At 60.0% G+C, this 17,536-nt stretch carries 17 protein-coding genes; 3 read left to right on the top strand and 14 right to left on the bottom strand.

The window, feature by feature from the left end; all coding sequences use genetic code 11:
- Position 1: 1 nt before the first annotated feature.
- From GSQ91_RS24130 to allE, 3 genes are read right to left on the bottom strand one after another with little or no spacing between them, the layout of a single operon-like run.
- Entirely contained in the window at positions 2–1,312 is a 1,311-nt protein-coding gene (locus GSQ91_RS24130; RefSeq protein WP_158824288.1) for a M20 family metallo-hydrolase, read from the bottom strand.
- Positions 1,312–2,304 carry a tetratricopeptide repeat protein gene (locus GSQ91_RS24125; protein ID WP_158824287.1) on the bottom strand — a complete coding sequence of 331 codons (993 nt, stop codon included), beginning with the start codon at positions 2,302–2,304 and terminating at the stop codon, positions 1,312–1,314. The genes GSQ91_RS24130 and GSQ91_RS24125 overlap by 1 nt, the downstream gene beginning before the upstream one ends.
- A 14-nt stretch (positions 2,305–2,318) precedes the next feature.
- Complete coding sequence (gene allE, locus GSQ91_RS24120; protein ID WP_158824286.1) at positions 2,319–3,080, bottom strand: (S)-ureidoglycine aminohydrolase; 762 nt, start codon at positions 3,078–3,080, stop codon at positions 2,319–2,321.
- 123 nt (positions 3,081–3,203) lie between these two features.
- Here allE and GSQ91_RS24115 point away from each other — a divergent pair, with 123 nt between their 5' ends.
- Complete coding sequence (locus GSQ91_RS24115) at positions 3,204–4,670, top strand: metallophosphoesterase (RefSeq protein ID WP_158824285.1); 1,467 nt, start codon at positions 3,204–3,206, stop codon at positions 4,668–4,670.
- 160 nt (positions 4,671–4,830) lie between these two features.
- On the opposite strand, the gene GSQ91_RS24110 is transcribed toward GSQ91_RS24115, so the two are convergent.
- The 6 genes from GSQ91_RS24110 to allB form a co-directional block, all read right to left on the bottom strand.
- The gene (locus GSQ91_RS24110) at positions 4,831–6,072 is read right to left on the bottom strand and encodes an allantoate amidohydrolase (RefSeq protein ID WP_158824284.1); all 1,242 of its coding nucleotides are present in this window, start codon (positions 6,070–6,072) and stop codon (positions 4,831–4,833) included.
- 6 nt (positions 6,073–6,078) lie between these two features.
- A complete protein-coding gene (pucL, locus tag GSQ91_RS24105; RefSeq protein ID WP_158824283.1) occupies positions 6,079–6,963 on the bottom strand; it encodes a factor-independent urate hydroxylase in 885 nt (294 codons plus the stop codon).
- Between the two features lie 45 nt (positions 6,964–7,008).
- Positions 7,009–7,344 (bottom strand): hydroxyisourate hydrolase, encoded by a 336-nt coding sequence (uraH, locus tag GSQ91_RS24100; RefSeq protein ID WP_158824282.1) that lies wholly within the window; start codon positions 7,342–7,344, stop codon positions 7,009–7,011.
- A gap of 35 nt (positions 7,345–7,379) precedes the next feature.
- A complete protein-coding gene (gene uraD, locus GSQ91_RS24095) occupies positions 7,380–7,907 on the bottom strand; it encodes a 2-oxo-4-hydroxy-4-carboxy-5-ureidoimidazoline decarboxylase (protein WP_158824281.1) in 528 nt (175 codons plus the stop codon).
- Positions 7,908–7,972: 65 nt separating this feature from the next.
- On the bottom strand, positions 7,973–8,737 hold the full coding sequence (locus GSQ91_RS24090; protein ID WP_158824280.1) for a TIGR03435 family protein: 765 nt from the start codon (positions 8,735–8,737) through the stop codon (positions 7,973–7,975).
- 10 nt (positions 8,738–8,747) lie between these two features.
- Entirely contained in the window at positions 8,748–10,157 is a 1,410-nt protein-coding gene (gene allB, locus GSQ91_RS24085; RefSeq protein ID WP_158824279.1) for an allantoinase AllB, read from the bottom strand.
- Between the two features lie 453 nt (positions 10,158–10,610).
- Here allB and GSQ91_RS24080 point away from each other — a divergent pair, with 453 nt between their 5' ends.
- Positions 10,611–11,084, top strand: a complete 474-nt coding sequence (locus GSQ91_RS24080; protein ID WP_158824278.1) for a nucleoside deaminase — start codon at positions 10,611–10,613, stop codon at positions 11,082–11,084.
- Entirely contained in the window at positions 11,084–12,373 is a 1,290-nt protein-coding gene (locus GSQ91_RS24075; RefSeq protein WP_158824277.1) for a homoserine dehydrogenase, read from the top strand. Before GSQ91_RS24080 ends, GSQ91_RS24075 begins: the two co-directional genes overlap by 1 nt.
- A gap of 91 nt (positions 12,374–12,464) precedes the next feature.
- Here GSQ91_RS24075 and GSQ91_RS24070 read toward each other — a convergent pair whose 3' ends face one another.
- The 5 genes from GSQ91_RS24070 to GSQ91_RS24050 form a co-directional block, all read right to left on the bottom strand.
- A complete protein-coding gene (locus GSQ91_RS24070) occupies positions 12,465–14,189 on the bottom strand; it encodes a peptide-N4-asparagine amidase (RefSeq protein WP_158824276.1) in 1,725 nt (574 codons plus the stop codon).
- Positions 14,190–14,451: 262 nt separating this feature from the next.
- The gene (gene moeB, locus GSQ91_RS24065; protein ID WP_158824275.1) at positions 14,452–15,681 is read right to left on the bottom strand and encodes a molybdopterin-synthase adenylyltransferase MoeB; all 1,230 of its coding nucleotides are present in this window, start codon (positions 15,679–15,681) and stop codon (positions 14,452–14,454) included.
- 141 nt (positions 15,682–15,822) lie between these two features.
- Positions 15,823–16,122, bottom strand: a complete 300-nt coding sequence (locus tag GSQ91_RS24060) for a MoaD/ThiS family protein (protein ID WP_158824274.1) — start codon at positions 16,120–16,122, stop codon at positions 15,823–15,825.
- Between the two features lie 15 nt (positions 16,123–16,137).
- Positions 16,138–16,572: a Mov34/MPN/PAD-1 family protein gene (locus GSQ91_RS24055; protein WP_158824273.1), complete on the bottom strand. Its 435-nt coding sequence runs from the start codon at positions 16,570–16,572 to the stop codon at positions 16,138–16,140.
- On the bottom strand, positions 16,569–17,531 hold the full coding sequence (locus GSQ91_RS24050) for a PLP-dependent cysteine synthase family protein (protein WP_158824272.1): 963 nt from the start codon (positions 17,529–17,531) through the stop codon (positions 16,569–16,571). Before GSQ91_RS24050 ends, GSQ91_RS24055 begins: the two co-directional genes overlap by 4 nt.
- Positions 17,532–17,536: the final 5 nt, after the last annotated feature.

Below are 17,536 nucleotides of genomic sequence, written 5' to 3'. Positions count from 1 at the left end.
GCTACTCGTTGGCGAGCTTCGCCAGCGCCAGCGCCAGCACACGCGTCCCCAGCACAATCGACTCCGGCGTCGAGTACTCATCCGGCCGGTGCGAGACACCGTTGCGGGAGGGAATGAAGAGCATGGTGACCGGCGCAACTGCGGCCACAAAACTCGAGTCGTGATACGCCCTGCTCACCATCTTTTTATAGCTCACACCTTCCTCGCGGCAGATCGTCTCCACCGTCTCGATGATGTGCTCGCTACTTTTAGCGGGCGCGTCGGCATTGATGATCTCTTCCTGCACCTTCACCCCGCGGCGCTGCTCCAGTTCTGCAATGTCCGCATGGAAGGCGTACATCACGCTGTTGCGTCGCGCAACGTCGGTATCGCGAATGTCGAGCATCAGCGTCACGCGCGAAGGCACCGAGTTGACCGCGCCCGGATGCACGCCGATCATGCCCACGGTAGCGACTGTATCGACGCTACCAGATCTTTCATTGGCCGCACGCGCATGCCGCTCGACCGAGAGGATCATCTCTGCAGCTGCGCACAGAGCATCGCGGCGATCAGGCATCAGCAGCGCGCCCGCATGGCCGCCGAAGCCCTCGACCGTATAGCGATAGCTTGCCGGCGCGGCGATGTTGGTGACAATCCCCAACTGGACTCCCTCGCGTTCGAGCAGAGGCCCCTGTTCGATATGCACCTCCACCCACGCGTGATAGTGCCCGATAGGCAGCTTCACGCTGGCGAGCGTACCGTGAAAGCCCGCAGCCTGACGTACGTCTGCAAGAGTAAGCCCGGTGGGTGCAGTGGCATCGGTCTCGGGCAGGCGATCGTGCATCTTGTCGGCGGCCTCCGGATCGATGACTCCGCCCAACAGCCGCGACCCGATGCAGCCGATGCCGAAGCGCGTGGGCTCTTCGCTGGTGAGCACCAGTGTCTCCAGCGCTCTTTTGGGGACAAACCCCGACTCCTTCAGCGAGCGCATGGCTTCGAGGGCGCCTAGAACACCAACCGTCCCGTCATACATGCCTGCATAGGGAATCGCATCGGTGTGCGATCCGGTTCCAACCGCGCCGAGGCCTGGGTCGGTTCCTTCCCAGCGCAGAAACATGTTGCCCACTGCGTCTTCGCGGATGGTAAAGCCTGCGGCTGTGGCAAGCTTTTTGACCCACGCTCGTGCTTCGAGATCGCGCGGAGTAAATACAATGCGCGTCACCGCCCGCGATGGTTCGGGCAGCGACTTGTCCTGCGTCGGCGGGCAGTCGGTGATGCGAGCGAGTTCATCGAGTTCACGGAGGAGGCGTTCGGTATTGATAGTCAGGGTCATTATTTTGTCTTGGCGCTCAGAGTTTGGACGAAGGTCCAGAACTTTTTGTCGTTCTTCCATTTTTGAAAGGAATTGTCGGTGGCAGGGTCGGGTAGATGTTCGCCGGGCAGTGTATTGGCGCTGCGATCAAAGGCCTGTTGGAGATGAGCGCGCGCCGCTGCTGTGTCATTCTCCTCGGCATCGGCGCAGGCCAGGTTGTAGTAGTAGAGCGGATAGTCAGGGTCGCGCAGGATAGCGGCTTCGTTGACAGCGCGCGAGCGTCTGATGTCGCCGTACATACCGTAAGACATCGACAGTTGGTCCGTAATCATGCGGCGATAGTTGGGCTTGGGCTCAGGATTCGGAACAGTATCGAGCGCGCGTTGATAGTAGACCGCAGCGGAGCGATAGTCTTTTACGCCGCCATAGAAGAGGGTAGCCATGGTTCCGAAATCAAGCGAATCCGGAACGTAAGCTGCGTCAAAGGCGAAGCGGCTGAGTGCATCCTCGAGCAATTTAAAGTCCTCTGGCTTGAAGTTTGCCTTGGAGAGATGAAGCTCGGCACAGGTATGGCTGTCGCCATAAAACCCGAAGACGTTTTCCTGATCGATGGGCATGTCCACCCTCTTTGTGACCAGATAGGAAGCGGTAGAGATAGTCGTTCCGCCGGAGGTGACACGGCTGTCTCGCTTCACGTCTTTGACGGTGGAGGTGGAATTCAAGTCCCGGAGAATGGGGCCGATTACGGCGTCACGGCAAGATTCAGCGGTAGGTTCGCCGGTGTCGTTGGCGAAGAGAATGATCGAGAGCATCACGTTCGTCTTGGGGTCTTTGTACGCGATTACGGGTCGCGTGCCCTTGTCGTAGAGCGCGACCGAACTCGCAGCCCAATTTAGACCAGGAGGAACAATAATGCGTCCTTGAGTATTGGGCGCAACGAAGTTGAAGGTTTTGCGTCCCTGTGCGAAGAGTGGCACGGTCAGCAGTGTTAACACGACGGTAATTCTGCGCATTGCGATCTTCCTCGCTAGCTCAACGTGTGCCGATTGAAATCCTTGTAGATAAGATACTTTGCCGGCTTCTTGCCGATGGCACCAAACCACTGCGGGCAGTACGGCCCCATCCAGATGAAGTCACCCTCAGTCGTCGGATACCAGCTATCGCCAAGCCGATAGATTCCACCTCCTTGAAGCATCAGCAGGCCGTGCTCCATGTAGTGAATCTCGACCTGGCTGAGAGCTGCGCCGGGAGCATAGGTCATCGTGTTGCAGGCGAAGTCGAAGGCGATGGAGTCAGGCAGCAGCGCACGCACCTGGAGGTCTGCATCCCCATTGAGCGGGGTTCCCGGAATCTCCTGCTCGCGGCCGATCAGGAACCACGGGTAAGGCATCTCGAGCTCGTCCTGCTGTGCGGGATCGAGCGGCAGAAAGGGCTTGTCGATCACCGCGACGCGCGCCTTGGTAATGGCCGTCAGGGTGTGCGGATAGTCTGTCGGGAAGTACGCATAGCTGCCCGGCGTAAGTTCATGCGGCACCGGCTTGCCCGGCTCTTCAAGCGCGAGCTCGCCTTCGAGCACATAGATCAGCCGCTGCGTCGGCCCATGGGTCAGCGTGCCCTTCGGCTCGAATTCCACGGTCATCTGCGTAAACGCCGCTCCGGCCTGCGGTGCGACGTGCACGATGGCGAGGCCTCCGGTCAGCCCCGGCAGTGGCGTGCGGATGAAGGTGTCTGGCGTGAGAAGCAGGTGATCGCGGCGATTCGCGCTGCGGGTTTGTCCAAGGTTGTGCATGGGGGTTAATTCTATTGTGGCGAGTCGCTAATTCGTCGAAAAATTCATCAATGTACCGTATACATAGGGCCTTCAACGGAGCTACTCTTCGGAAACTCCGATCTTGCAAACCCGAGGAGTTCCATGGCAACGATCAAGAAGTCCTCCGCAAAAAACTCTGCTACAAAGAAGAAGACCTCGGCAAAAGCAAAGCACGTATCTGCTATCCGGAAGACACCTGCGAAGAAAGCTGCCGTGAAGCCGGCCCCCCGGAACACTGTCCCCACCGTGCCCACCGCGTTGCAACCCGGTACTGGTACCCCTGTCAAAGTACCCGTCTTCGCCGAGCTTCACGCCACACCAGATCCCACAAAGTACACGGTTCCGCACTCTTCCGATACGGCCGCTTATAACGAGATGGACAAGCTGATCAGCTCCAATCAGTTCGTTCCCCTGCCTTTCCCAGTCGTCCAGGGAGTCACTGAGCCCATACTCACGCTCGCTGCCGCGCTCGGCCCAGGCGGGAACGCCTCCGTCACGAAGATCCAGAACGCCGGGCAGATCGTCTTCCATACGGCTGGTGATACCGGCGCCACTACCAGCCCCAAATCGGAGAACGCCGTCGTCGACAAGATGCTGACCGACTTCACCGGTGAGGCTCCTGCCGCTGTGCCGCAGTTCTTTTACCATCTCGGCGACCTTGTCTATAGCTTTGGGGAAGACAAGTACTACTATGAGCAGTTTTACGATGCCTTCCGCGACTATCCTGGCCCCATCTTCGCGATCCCCGGTAACCATGACGGCATCGTGTTGCCCCCACCCGCCGGTACCGGCGTCCCCACGGACTCGCTGAAGTCATTTCGTGCCAACTTCTGCACTCCCGCCTTCACGCACTCCATCGACGCCGTTGGTCTCTCTCGCACCACCATGATCCAGCCCGGGGTGTACTTTACCCTGGAGGCGCCACTGGTGCGCATTCTTGGCCTTTACAGCAACATGCTGGAGAATCCCGGGGTCATATCCTCCACCCCCAACCCAACCAAGGGAGGCTCTCCCAGCTTCCCGCAACTATCAGACGCTCAGCTTGACTACCTCACCGCCGCGCTTACCCGGATCAAGACGGAGAAGTTCACCGGGGCGGTCCTCATTGCTGTGCACCATCCGCCCTATGCCTTTGGCACCAAATCCGGTTCTCCAGTCATGCTTAAGGAGATCGACGCGATCTGCGACTCGACAGGCGTCTGGCCTCACGCTATCCTCAGCGGCCACGCCCACAATTACCAACGCTACACTCGTACTCTCGGTAGCCGGCAGATTCCCTTCCTCGTCATCGGCAATGGCGGGCATGGCCTGCAATCGTTGAGCATCAATACCACTCTACGAACACCTATCTCTATGCCAGTCTTTGCTCAACCCGAACGCAACGACTCCGTTGTGCTCAACAGCTATGACTTCACCGAGTATGGCTACTGTCGCGTTGTCGTCAACGCTACGCAGTTGCACATCGAGTACCACCCAGCGCCCGATGGAGGCACCACCAAGACGCCGGACGACACCGTCACGGTAGATCTAGCCACCGGCACCCTCGCCGTGTTCACACCGGCAACCTGACCGCGTAATTAGGTGCCTTTGTTTTTCTGGTTGTCATTCCCGCAGGGAATCTGCTTCCTCCTGCGCTGGCAAGAAGGCTGTGGCTATACGGACCAACAGCAGGTTCCCTGCGGGAATGACAACAACAAAAGCAAGAACAACTCTTCATCCGGTCACTACACTAGCGTTTCCCATGCGGCTTCAGGTGCAGCAATAGATTGACCACCGTAGCCAGCGCGGCCTTTACATCCTCTTCGCGAACACTCTCCTCCGGATGATGGCTGAGGCCACCGGGCGAGCGCACAAAGAGCATCGTCGTCGGTACCTGTGGGGCGAGGATCATCGCGTCGTGCCCGGCGCCGGAGAACATCGGCTTCGCGTCGTGCCCGGTGCGTTCGGCGGCCTGGTGCAGATGCACGGTTAGGGCGCGATCCATCGGTACGGCCTTCTGTTCTGAAAGCAGGTTCGCCTTCACCCGCACACCACGCAGAGCTCCGGCAGCCTCGGCCTTGGTCAGCAGATGCGCGACCGCAGCGTGACGTGACTCATCCTTCGGATGGCGCACATCGAGCGTGACGTTCACCGTGCCGGGGACGACGTTCATCGCGCCTGGTAGCGCTTCGATGCGGCCAACAGTGGCGACGAGCTGGGTGTGGTCGGAGGCGTAGCGCTCGACTTCCACGATCCACTGCGCTGCTGCTGTCAGAGCATCGTGACGCAACGGCATGGGCGTCGTGCCCGCATGGTTCGCCTGGCCGGTGAAGGTCAGATTCAGCCGCGACTGCCCAACAATCGTTTCGACGACCGCCAGCGAGGCGTTATCGCTCTCGAGCACGGGGCCCTGCTCGATGTGAACTTCCAGCGCGGCAAAGACGTTGGGCGCGAGAGGGCAGCTCTGCGGAATGCGGTCAGGATCAAGACCGAAGTCGCGGATGGCCTGCGCGACAGAGACACCCGCAGCGTCTGTGCGCGCGAGCAGCTCCGCGCTGAGTTGGCCAGTAACTGCCAGCGAGCTGAGGAATGGAAAACTAAAGCGCACGCCCTCCTCTTCCGCAAAAGAGATCAGTTCGATGTGAAAGGGCAGCGGCGTTGCGCCGAGTTCTTCCAGGGCTGCGAGCCCGATCAGCACGCCGAGGGGGCCATCAAAGGCTCCGGCGTTGGGGACGGTGTCGATGTGCGAGAAGAGCACCAGCGTCGGCGCGTCAGCCTTGGCGGAGTGGCGAACCGCGCGCAGGTTACCGGCATCGTCGGTGCGTGCTTCGAGCCCGGCCTGACGCAGCCACCAGATCAACAGGGTGTGCGCGTCGCGGGTTGCGGACGAAAGAAACAGACGCGTCGTCTCGCCGGGAACGTCGCTGATGCCCGCGAGCTCGCGGCAGCGTTCGATTACCTTAGCAGCACGGTTTGGAGCAGCCTGGCTCATTGTCTCTCACGCCCGTCGCACGGTGGCTTCGATAGTACCGTGCGGTTCGTCGGTTGGTACAAAGATGTGATTCGGATTCTGCTGTCCGAAGCGGCCGAGGTCGACCAGCAGATTGTGCTTGTTCGGCATCAGCATGTAGACCTCTTCGATGATGTCGGTGTGATGCAGCGCGGCCTCCGCCATGGCGTAGAGCGTCTGCTGCACCGAGAGAGAATCGTGCTTGGCGAACGTGGTGATCAGCGTCTCGCGCAGATGGCTGCGAACCTTGTTGAAGTCGATACCAGCTTCAATCGCAGCGGCCGTGTACGGCCACTCGGCCTTGATAGCGGTGCCAAACAGCCGGTCGCTTGCCTCCGGCAACGTCGTCAGGGAATCCTTGATGTAGCCCATGAACGCGGACTGCGCGGTCTTGAGCACCGTCAGCCGGTCCAGGCCGCTGGTAATCGCAAAGGTGCCGCCTTGTGCGCGCGAAACCGTGGTGATCTGGCGTTCGTCGGAGCCGCGCATGAAGGCTGTCGGGTAGGGCTGACCGTCGATGGTGAGCCGCTTCCACAGCGTGGACTCGACGACGACCTCGGCGCTCTCGACCTGCGGATTGCGCGCCAGCAGGAAATCGATGAGCTCCTTCGCGTAGTCCTCCATGCTGGTCGCTTTTGACTCGCGCGCGACGTGGTAGACCGTGTTCTTCATCGTGTCGGTTGGCAGGATCTTCGAGTTGTCGCCGAGCGTATGGGCGGTGTCGAAGTCGCCGGTAAGAAGCACCTGCACGGTCCACTCGTCGAGATCGTGGTGGTTCTCGTGCCTGGTGACACGCATCAGGCGGACGCGCGATTTGCCGTACCTGTTTCCCACTAGCTTCACTTGTCTCTTCTCGGCAGATCCTGCAGGCATAGTTGAGCTTCCTTCTTTAACTTCCTTGCCTTTAACTTCCCGACTTTAACTTCCCCGATAGGTGGTGTAACCGTTGGCTGTCAGCAGGAGAGGGATGTGATAGTGCTGCGCTGGGTCGGCGATGCTGAAGACGATCTCGACCCAGGGGTACAGGCCGGTGAGGTTCTGTGCTGAGTAGTACTCCGCAGTCGCGAAGTTGATCCTGTAGGTGGCAGCTTCAAGCGGCGTGTCGCCGAGCAGCGTCTTGCAGCGGCCATCGGCATCGGTCTGGTCGCGGCCGATCTCGCGCCACGTGCCGTCATCGAACTTCGAGAGCGCAAGCGAGACGTTCGCCGCCGGGCGGCCGATCGCGGTGTCGAGAATGTGTGTCGAAAGTCCCATAAGCAAGTAGATACCAGATTGAAGAAGCAAGTTTACTACGCAACGCCCAACCACTTGCGCAGACGTATCTGCGTGATCTGCCGCTGTTGTTCGGCGGCTTCCTTCAGTTCCGTTGCAGGGTCGTTTGCCAGCCGCGCCTGCAGGATCGCCAGCATCTCCGCTGCACTCCTGCCTGAAGCGCAGACGATGAAGATGCGCCCGAACTTCTGCTCGTACTCTTTGTTGGCTGCAGCAAGCGCGGCCTGCGTTGCCTCGTCTGGATTGGCCGCGCTTTGTTCGCCTGCGGACCACTTCAAACTCTGTGCTGTTGCGGCCTTGGCCTTGTGTTCGCCGATGCGCGGGTGCGAGTCGAATGCCTGCTGCCAGTCCTCTTCCGGCAGCGCCAGCCATACTTTGTCCGAGGCGGCAAAGAACTCCTCCGGTGTCTCAAATGGATACAGATTCACCACCCCGATGGCCCACGCGAGCGAGCCGTTGCAGGGCAGGATGATCTTCGTCGCCGTCTCCTGCTCCAGGCGGTTCCAGTCTTCGAGGATCGTGTTTACGGGCTGCTGTTGACTCATGGGAATAACGATAACGTGGCCGGTCCGGATGAGATTGGCTCCTGATGGGTGCCATAGTTCGTTGCCTAGTTCTCCGTCGGCTCTTTTTCGATATGGTCGACGACGAGCATCTCCACTGGAACCTCAGCAGGTTTCAACTGAAGCCCGGTTTGTTCCTGGAGTGCCGTAAACAAGGACGGCAATGCAGAATCCTCCGTTCCTCCACCCTGCTGCGGATCGAACTTGAGGTCGATCGTATAACTTCCTGCAATGCCGGTCTTATCGGTGACCGGCTTGTGGGTCAACATCGCCAACATGGCTGCAAGAGTCGTCATATTGGCACCTGGAGCGTGTAGTTCGTTCTGCATGATGTAGGGGCCCCTTGTGTTCTCTCCAGTAGCTTTAAGCTTTGGCCCACCCTTCGCCGTCACCAGCTCATAGCCCTTGAACAGCTTCGTCTCGCGGTGATAGGCCAGTTTGAAGCGGTCGATCAGGATCTTCTGGAGGAGGGGCTGCATCTGTTCCTTCGACAGGGATAGATCGCTCCCGGTCTTCGCCGTAATGTCAAAGGAATCGGAGTTCGTCCATTCCGGCGTAGTGAGCTGGTAGTTCTCGAGTCCAAAGGCGATCTGGATCAACGCCGCAAGCCAGATGCCCTCCTCGTGCAACTCTTTCCCACCGAGCATCGTAAGCATCGAAGATTGCCGGTTTGGCGGTGGATGATGAATCGCCACGACCTCGAATGCTGTTGGTGCCGTGGCCGGGTTTTGTGTCTGCGCCATCGCGCAAGGCACTGCCGATGTCCAGCCTGCCATCATCCCGGCGATACAGAACGCGCGTCTCATGAGCATGGCCAAAATTCTATTCCCCTGTGTTGAGCGAACAGGATAACGCATACTCTCGCCCACGCGGGGCAATGGGGAATGCGGCTTTGCCGCTTCGATTGTCGAACACGCGCTCGCCGCGCAGCCACGTGGAGCGCACCACGCCGCGCAAGGTCTCTCCGCTGTAAGGCGAGATCTTGTGGCGATAGTGCAGCAACTCTGGCGCGACCGTAAAGCTCGCGGCCGTATCGAAGGCCACGAGGTTGGCATGCTTGCCCGGTTCGATGGAGCCGACCTCCGTGCTAAGGCCCGTCAGCCGGGCAGGTGCAGCCGAGGTCCACTCCGCCAGTTGTTCGAGCGAAAGTCCACGACGCTCGCAATCGGTCCACAGCAGGGGCAGGGCCGTCGAAAGCGACGCGATGCCGCCCCAGGCTTCATCGAACCGTCCGGTCTCTTCGCCGAGCTGAGTCGCTTCGAGCCGCTTCATCGCAGGCGGACACGGCGAGTGGTCGGTGGCGATCAGATCGATCAGGCCATCCCGCAGAGCCTGCCAGAGCGCCTCACGATTGGCTGCGCTGCGGATCGGAGGAGCGCACTTGAATAGCGTGGCGCTGTCGGCGATCTCTTCGGCGGCGCAGTGCAGATAGTGCGGGCACGTCTCCACGGTTACCGGCAGACCCTCGCGCCGTGCGGCGGCCAGTATCGGCAGAGCCTTCGCGGTGGAGAGATGCACGATATGCAGGCGGAATCTGTAGGTGCGGCAGAGCTCGAGGAGCATCTCGATCGCTTCAAGCTCGGCCTGGTCGGGCCGTGAGGCGAGATACGTGGAGTATCTGTGCCAGTCAGCCCCACTGGCGTTGAGCTGTGCGACGGCAGCGTTGATGGAGGGCTCAAGCTCGGCGTGGACCAGCAGCGGCAGCCCTGTGCGGACGATGTGAGGCAGGGCGAGCTCCAGGTTGGCGCGGTCGATGGCGGTAAAGCCGTCGCAGCCGGGATAGATGAGGAAGCTCTTGAACCCGGGAACCCCCGCCAGCGCCAGTGGTTCGAGCTCGTGCTGGTTGCCGTGGACGGCGCCACCCCACAGGGCATAGTCCACCATGCACTGTCCACGCGCCGCTTCACGCTTCAACTCCAGCGCGTTGACATCCGTCGTTTCGGGCAGGCAGTTCAGAGGCATATCGACGAGCGTCGTAAAACCACCAGCCGCAGCCGCGCGGGTGGCGGTGGCAAAGCCCTCCCACTCCGTCCGACCGGGCTCGTTGATGTGAGTGTGTGCATCGACCATGCCAGGCAGCAGCGCAACATCGCCCAGGTCCTCTACCGGAATCTCCGCCGAGAGTTCAGAGGCAGGCTTGACGGCAGCAATGCAATCACCATCGATGAGGACGGCGGCATCACTTATGCCGTGGGGCGTGATGACGCGTCGTGAACGGAGAGCGTGTACCATGATGCTGATTAGAGCACTTTCACGAATGGTGTGATCGAAACTGGATCACCATAAATCTGTCATCTCGACCGTAGCATGATGGTTTTATCGTCATGCGCAGTGGAGAGACCTGCAGTTTGTCTGCGCAGGCGATAGTGCTGGTGCAGGCAACCTGCAGGTCTTGACGCAAAGCGCGCCACAAACATTTGCGTCGCGCTCTGCAACCTGCAGGTCTTGACGCAAAGCGCGCCACAAACATTTGCGTCGCGCTCTGCAACCTGCAGGTCTCTCCACTGCGGCGGCAAAAAATGCGCCGCCTCCGGTCGAGATGACAATGTATGGGTGGAGTTGAGAAGAGCCACATTACACTATTAGTTCTGGAACAGCACCGCAGTTGCCGCACTTGCAATTATTGAGATACTACTCAATGCCCTTGTTCGCGATACGCGCGGGGCTGGACGAGGATTGGAATCGATGCAGGGAAACCCTGAATTTATGCTGCAGGCTATTCAGCTTGCGACCGACAACGTGACGAGCGGCCGTGGAGGACCGTTTGGCGCGGTTGTCGTCAAGGACGGCAAGGTAATCGCTACTGGAACCAATCAGGTGACCGCAGCGAACGATCCGACGGCGCACGCCGAGGTGACCGCGATCCGCAACGCCTGCACCTCACTGGGCCATTTTCAGCTCGACGGCTGCGATGTCTACACCAGCTGCGAACCCTGCCCCATGTGCCTGGCCGCTCTCTACTGGTCACGCTGCCGGGCGATCTACTTCGGCAACTGCGCCGCGGATGCTGCAAAGGTCGGCTTCGACGACTCCTTCCTCTATGAAGAGGTGAAGAAGCCCCTCAACGAACGCACCATTCCCATCGTGCGCATGCTGCCCGAGCAGGCCTGGGAGAGCTTTGCCGCATGGGAGAAGAGCGCATTTAAGGTGGACTACTAATGCCAGTAAAAGTGGAGAATGTTTTGCGCGTAGGTTTACTTGGTTTTGGAACGGTCGGCAGCTCGTTTGCCGAGGTGCTCGCCGCATCGGGAGCGCAGGATGTACGTATCACCCGCATCTTCAATCGTGGCGTGGAGCGCAAGCGGTCGCATGAGCGTGCGAAGTTTGTGCCTGCCGATGCCGCGTGGACGGAGCGCGTCGAAGAGGTCCTCGAAGCCGAGGATGTGGATGTGATCGTCGAACTGATGGGCGGACTCGATCCTATAGAAGGCTGGTTGCGTTCGGCCCTGAATGCCGGCAAGCATGTTGTAACGGCCAACAAGCAGCTCATCGCGTATCGTGGAGCTTCGCTCTTCGAACTTGCCGCGAGCAAGAAGGTGCAACTACTCTACGGCGCGGCTGTCGCCGGCGGCGTGCCGGTGATTCCGGGCATGTCGCAGGGACTGAGCGGCGATCAGATTAAGCGCATCAGCGGCATTGTCAACGGCACCTGCAACTTCATCCTGAGTTCCATGGAGAATGGCGCGGACTATGCCGAGGTGCTGAAGACGGCGCAGGAGTTGGGCTACGCCGAGGCCAATCCGTCGGCCGATGTCGATGGCTTCGATGCTCGTGCCAAGCTCTGCATCCTCTCGCGCATTGCTCTGCACACCGAGATCAATCCCGACGACGTTCCCGCTCAGACCATCTCGCAGGTTTCGGCCATCGACTTCGCCTATGCGAAGGAGCTGGGCTGCACCGTACGCCAGGTTTCGCGTGCGCAACTGGATGGAGACAAGGTGAGCGCGCGTGTGGGCCCGATGCTCGTGCCGAAGAACTCGCCGATCGCATGGTCGCACGGCACGCAGAACATGGTGGTGACCAGCGGGAGATTCGGCGGCGACGTAGTCTTCAGCGGCCACGGCGCTGGAGGCCATCCGACGGCCGTTGCGGTGATGAGCGATGTGCGCGCCGTGGCCGAGGATAGCCACGCCGTGCGTCTGCCCGCAAAGAAGGTCGAGGTTTCTGGGAATGTCGTCGCGCCGTACTATCTGCGCTTCGTCGTGGCGGATAGGCCGGGCATCGTCGCGGCGATTGCAGGCGCGCTTGCGAAGTTCGAAGTCAACATCGACTCCATCCTGCAGCATCGCGGATTCGGCGGCGACAGGCTGCCGTTTGTGGTGACCACGGAGCCCTGCAATAGTGGGACGCTCGATAAGGCGGTTGCGGAGATGGCCAAGATGGACTTCATGCTGGAACCGCCGCTGTGCCTGCAGATTCTTGTCGTGGACGATCCGGATACCGACTAGTTCTTCGGCCGAACAAAAAGGTTGTCAGTTCTCGGTTATCAGTTCTCAGTTGAAAACACCGAGAACTGACAACTGAGAACTGACAACTGAGTTAGAACAACGTAATGGTCAAACCCGGATTGCACCCCTGACCATCCTTTACGTCGGTCAAGAGGTTATTGGCCGAAGTCAGTGTCCGGCTATAGCAATAGCCCAGGGAGTCCTTGGCGGAGTAGCTTGCCTTGGAGCTGAGTGCAGAATGCCCGGTGAAGTTGAGGGAGCTGTCGTAGTTCAACGTATCCTGACTGGCCACCTCTTCCGATGAGTTCTCGGAGAAATACTCCAGACCCTCGAAGGTCTTCTTTTCTGTGATGAGAAGCTTCTGGTCGGAGATGTTGGGGATCGTGACGCTTCCATCAGCATTCTCGACCTGGTTGTAGCTAAAGGTGAAGGGGTAAGAGACGGTCTTCAAATCTTGAAAGACCAACAGCCCATCGTTGGTCGTGGTCTTGGAGTTCACCGTTGCAGACTGCGTCAGGTCCTGTACATCGGTGAGGCCGCCGACATTGAACTTCTGCGAGTTCTCGAAGTCCACGGTCTGTTCCACGGTGGTTACGATGCGTCCATGAGAGGTCTCTACGTAGCCGGAGATGCTGAACTGCCGAGTCGAGGCTACCGTAACGGTCCCAGTCACGTTGCCGTTGGTGCCGGTCGTCAGGTTCTGCGTGACGGTCGGCACGGGTTCAGCAGCGAGGTTGTCGCTCAGGATGCCGCCGGTCACCTTCGCCTTCAACGGATCGGTATAGAGCAGCAGATTGGAGCTGACCGAGAAGCCGGCATTCGCGTTGAAGACGCTCAGGGCTACCGTGTGCTGTGCCCCATCTGAAAGCACGCCTGCAAAAGGAGTCAGATCGACGCGATAGGGCTTGAAGTTGAGCGTCTGCAAGCCTGGTAGCGGCCCCCATAGGCTCGGATCGATTCCTCCTGTAAAGATCCAGGGATAGACCGGCGCCACGCCGGCAGGCTTGCCGTCGACGCTGATCTCGGTTTCGCGGAACCCGCTGTTTCCGCAGCTATCGAGCTCCGAGGCGTAGGCATTCGGCACGCAGAGATACCAGAACTCATCGTCGGACTGGCTCTGCGACAGCACATCGAGGTACGCCGATTCGATATTGGTGGGCAGCGTCAACGTCTGGCTGAGCTGGTCGGTGGTGGTGTTCAGGAACGCATTACCCAGCCCGATCACCACGTTGGGGGTCTTGGGCGGCGTTTCTCCCCACTTGGCCGGGTAGAACACCAGTTGGGCATTGGCGTAGATGATGCCGTTGTACGTGACTCCGCCGGAGACCCCAACGAAGTTGCCCAGATTGGCGCTGCCGGTTTGCGCGGATTTAAGCAGGGCGCTCAGGTCGGTCACATCGCTTTCAACATGCCAGGAGGGGCTAAGCGTCTGGGTCGGCTCGGCGGTGGTCCCAAAGAAGAGGCTTGTGCTACCCAGAGAAAACTGCGCGGTGCGGTCGTACTGGTTGCCGGCGGTTACGGTGAAATCCGCCGTGAAGACGACCTTTTCCCACGGTCCTGGGCAGTCCGCAGGGGGCGCGTAGCTGAACGATTTGACGTCGTAGTTGGCGAACTCGAGATTCTGGAAGAGCTGCACGGTGCAGGGCTGAGTGTGGCTCGGCCTCGGAACAGTGGGCTCGGGACTTACCGGATTGCCTGATCCTATTTGCGGGGTGGAGGGGGTGACGACTACCTGGGCTTTGCTGGAGACGCCTGGAACCAGCAAAATACCGCCGACGAAGAGAGAAGCCAGGACCTTGGGCCTGAGATTGAGCATGGGAAATGCCTCCAAAGACAAAAAATGCGGATAGGGGAGTTCGAGTAGATGTAAACAAGCTCGGAGGCAGCTTGTCAATCAATAGGTCATAAATTTGAAAAATTTGCGACCTATTCGTCAAATACTCAGCCGTTTTTGAACATCTGTCTGAGTGGCCTGCTCTCGAAGGGATGATTTACGGCACTCTCCAACACGAATGGGTACTGGTTAAACAAAAAAGCGCCGCCTGCAGATGCAGGCGGCGCTTTTGATTTAGAGCTACTTAGTACTTCGGCAGCGACTTGTCGATCCTGTCCGCCCACGCGAGGATGCCACCCGCGAGGTTGGAGACATTCGTAAAGCCGTTCTCTTTCAGGATGAGCGCAGCCCGTTGCGAACGGGCACCGGACTTGCAGTGAACGACGATCTCGGTGTTCTTCGGAATCGTCAGTTCGCCGATGCGCGAAGCGAGCTGGCCGACCGGGATCAACGGAGCTCCGATATCGACGATGGCGTACTCATGCGGCTCGCGTACGTCGAGCAGGAACGGCTTCTCTCCGGCATCGAGCGCGAGTTTGTACTGCTCCACAGAGAGTTGCGGAATACCGTCGACGACCGGCAGTTCCGCCACCGCTCCGTGCGAAGCGACCTCCAGCGGGCCTACTTCTGTGGCCTTGGGAATGCCGCAGAACTGGTCGTAGTCGATCAGTTCTTTGATCTCATGCGTGCCGCAGGCAGGGCACTCAGGGTTCTTGCGCAGCTTCAGGGTACGGAAGCTCATGCCGAGCGCATCCACTAGGAGCAGGCGACCGATCAGAGGCTCGCCAATGCCGAGAATGAGCTTGATGACCTCCGTAGCCTGGATGACGCCGACGAGGCCCGGCAGAATGCCGAGCACGCCACCCTCCGCGCAGGAGGGCACCAGGCCTGGCGGCGGCGGCTCGGGGTACAGGCAGCGGTAGCAAGGGCCTTCCTCGGTGGCGAAGACCGAAGCCTGGCCTTCGAAGCGGAAGATGCTGCCATACGCGTTAGGCTTCCCGGTGAGCACGCAGGCGTCGTTGACCAGGTAGCGCGTCTGGAAGTTGTCGGTGCCGTCGGCGATGACGTCGTAGTCCTTGAAGATCTCGAGCGCGTTGGCGCTGGTGAGCATCGTATTGTGCTTCACGATCTTCGTGTTCTTGTTCAGGCCGTTGAGCATCACCTCGGCGGAGTCGACCTTGAGCATGCCGACGGTGGCCTGAGAGTGGATGATCTGGCGCTGCAGGTTCGATTCATCGACGACATCGAAGTCGACGAGCCCGATCGTGCCTACACCCGCCGCGGCCAGATACAGCGCCATCGGCGCGCCGAGCCCTCCGGTGCCGACGCAGAGGACCTTCGCGGCCTTTAGCTTCTGCTGGCCCTCCATGCCCACTTCGGGCAGGATCAGGTGGCGCGAGTAGCGGGCAATCTCTTCGTTAGAGAGCTTCGGGAGTTCGGTGGCGGTTTCGGGTTGTTCGAGAATGGCGTTCATGGTTGTCCTTCAAGTTTATCTGGCGGGAGCTGCCCAGAGGCAGGTTTCCCTCGGAAGTCAAAGAAAAAAGGCCTACAGAGAGCAGATGCTCTCAGTGGCGGTTGCGATTCGGTTGTGCGGAGGAGCGGCGTGTTCTCGCGGTTAGCGACAACAACAGCCGGCGGAAGGGGTGCCGCCAGCGATGGAAGGGATAATCGTCAGTTCGTCGGTTGCCGAGACGGCGGTCTCTTCCTTGCCGGGAAGATAGCGGACGTCATCGTCGTTCAGGTAGACGTTGACGAAGGAGCGCAGCTTACCCTCGGCGGTATAGAGGTGCTGCTGCATGGCCGGGTGCGCCGCTACCAGCGCGGCAAGCCCCTCGGCGACGGTCGCGCCGTCCACCGACACGGTTTCCTTCTTGTCGGTGTAGGTGCGCAGCGGTGTGGGGATGTGAATTTCCATTAGTTTGATTATCGCCTATTCGACAGTGATGTGTTGATTGGTGAAGGCCTTGTCGTCCTCACCGGTGCCGGTGAGCAGGAAGGAGTTCGTAATCTGCGCTTTACCCTTTTCGACTGCCGTAATCACGTAGCTGCAGCCGAACCAGTGGGCCTCGGCGAAGTCGGTCGGCGACCACTGGGCCGGATGGTCGGGGTGCGAGTGGTAGAAGCCCACGATGTCATGGCCGGTCTTACGTCCCTCGCGCTGGGCTTTGATAAGCTCCTGCGGGGCGATGTGGTAGCGGTTGTGCGCGGAGTCGGTGCGGGTATTGCCCGCGCGGACCAGCGATGCCACATGCAGGCCATCCTCTGAGGTCTTGCCCAGCATGATGCCGCAGCACTCGTGCGGATAGGTTTCCTCACCGTGGGCGCGGAGTTCGTCATAAAGCTGCTGTGAGAGTTTCAAACTCATGCTTCTTCGCCTTCCGTCTTCTCTGTCCAGAAGCGTTCTGACAGGTACTTGTCTGCTGAATCGCAGAGGATGGTCACAATCACCGCCTCACGGCCGGCTTTGGCCTCAGCCTCGGCGATGTCCAGCGAAGCGGCAACCGCCGCTGCCGCCGAAACCCCCACCAGCAGGCCCTGGGTGCGGCCAAGCCGTTTGGCCATCAGGTAGGCGCGTTCGGTGGGCATATCGATATTGGCGTCGGCGAGGTGCTCGTCGTAGATCGGGGGAACGATCGCCGTTGCCATGTGTTTCAGGCCTTCAAGGCCGTTGAAGGGCGAGTCTGGCTGCATGGAGATGCACTTGATCGCAGGGTTCAGCTCGCGCAGCCGCCGCGTCGTACCCATAAACGTGCCGCTGGTGCCCAGGCCTGCGACGAAGTGCGTAATCGCGCCTTCGGTCTGCTGCCAGATCTCATTGGCCGTGCCGTAGTAGTGCGCGCGCCAGTTGTTGTCATTGCCGTACTGGTCGGCGTAGAAGTAGCGGTCAGGCTGTTCGGCGGCCAGCTTGCGGGCCATGCGGATCGCTCCGTCGGAGCCGTCGGCCGGGTCCGTCCAGACGATTTCAGCCCCATAGGCCTGCAGGATGTGTTTGCGCTCGGGGGAGACGTTCGAGGGCATGCACAGCACGACAGGGAAGCCCTGCGCCGCGCCCAGCATCGCGTAGGCGATACCGGTGTTGCCGCTGGTGGCGTCGAGGAGCGCCTTGCCGGGCGTCAGCAGCCCTTTGCGCTGGGCATCGCCCACGATGGTTGAGGCCGCGCGGTCTTTTACGCTGCCGCCGGGGTTGGCCCACTCGGCCTTGCCGAGAATCTGTACGCCGGGGAGGTGCTGAGTCAGCCGATCCAGCCGCACCAGCGGCGTGTTGCCGATGCGGTCAAGCAATGTGGTTCCGAATAATTTAGGTGGAGCAGAAGTAGAGGTCATGGCTT

This window comes from Granulicella sp. S156 (assembly GCF_009766105.1).
Classification (GTDB): domain Bacteria; phylum Acidobacteriota; class Terriglobia; order Terriglobales; family Acidobacteriaceae; genus Granulicella.
The sequence above is the reverse complement of the archived record's forward strand: the minus strand, read 5'-3'. Positions and strand labels throughout refer to the sequence as shown.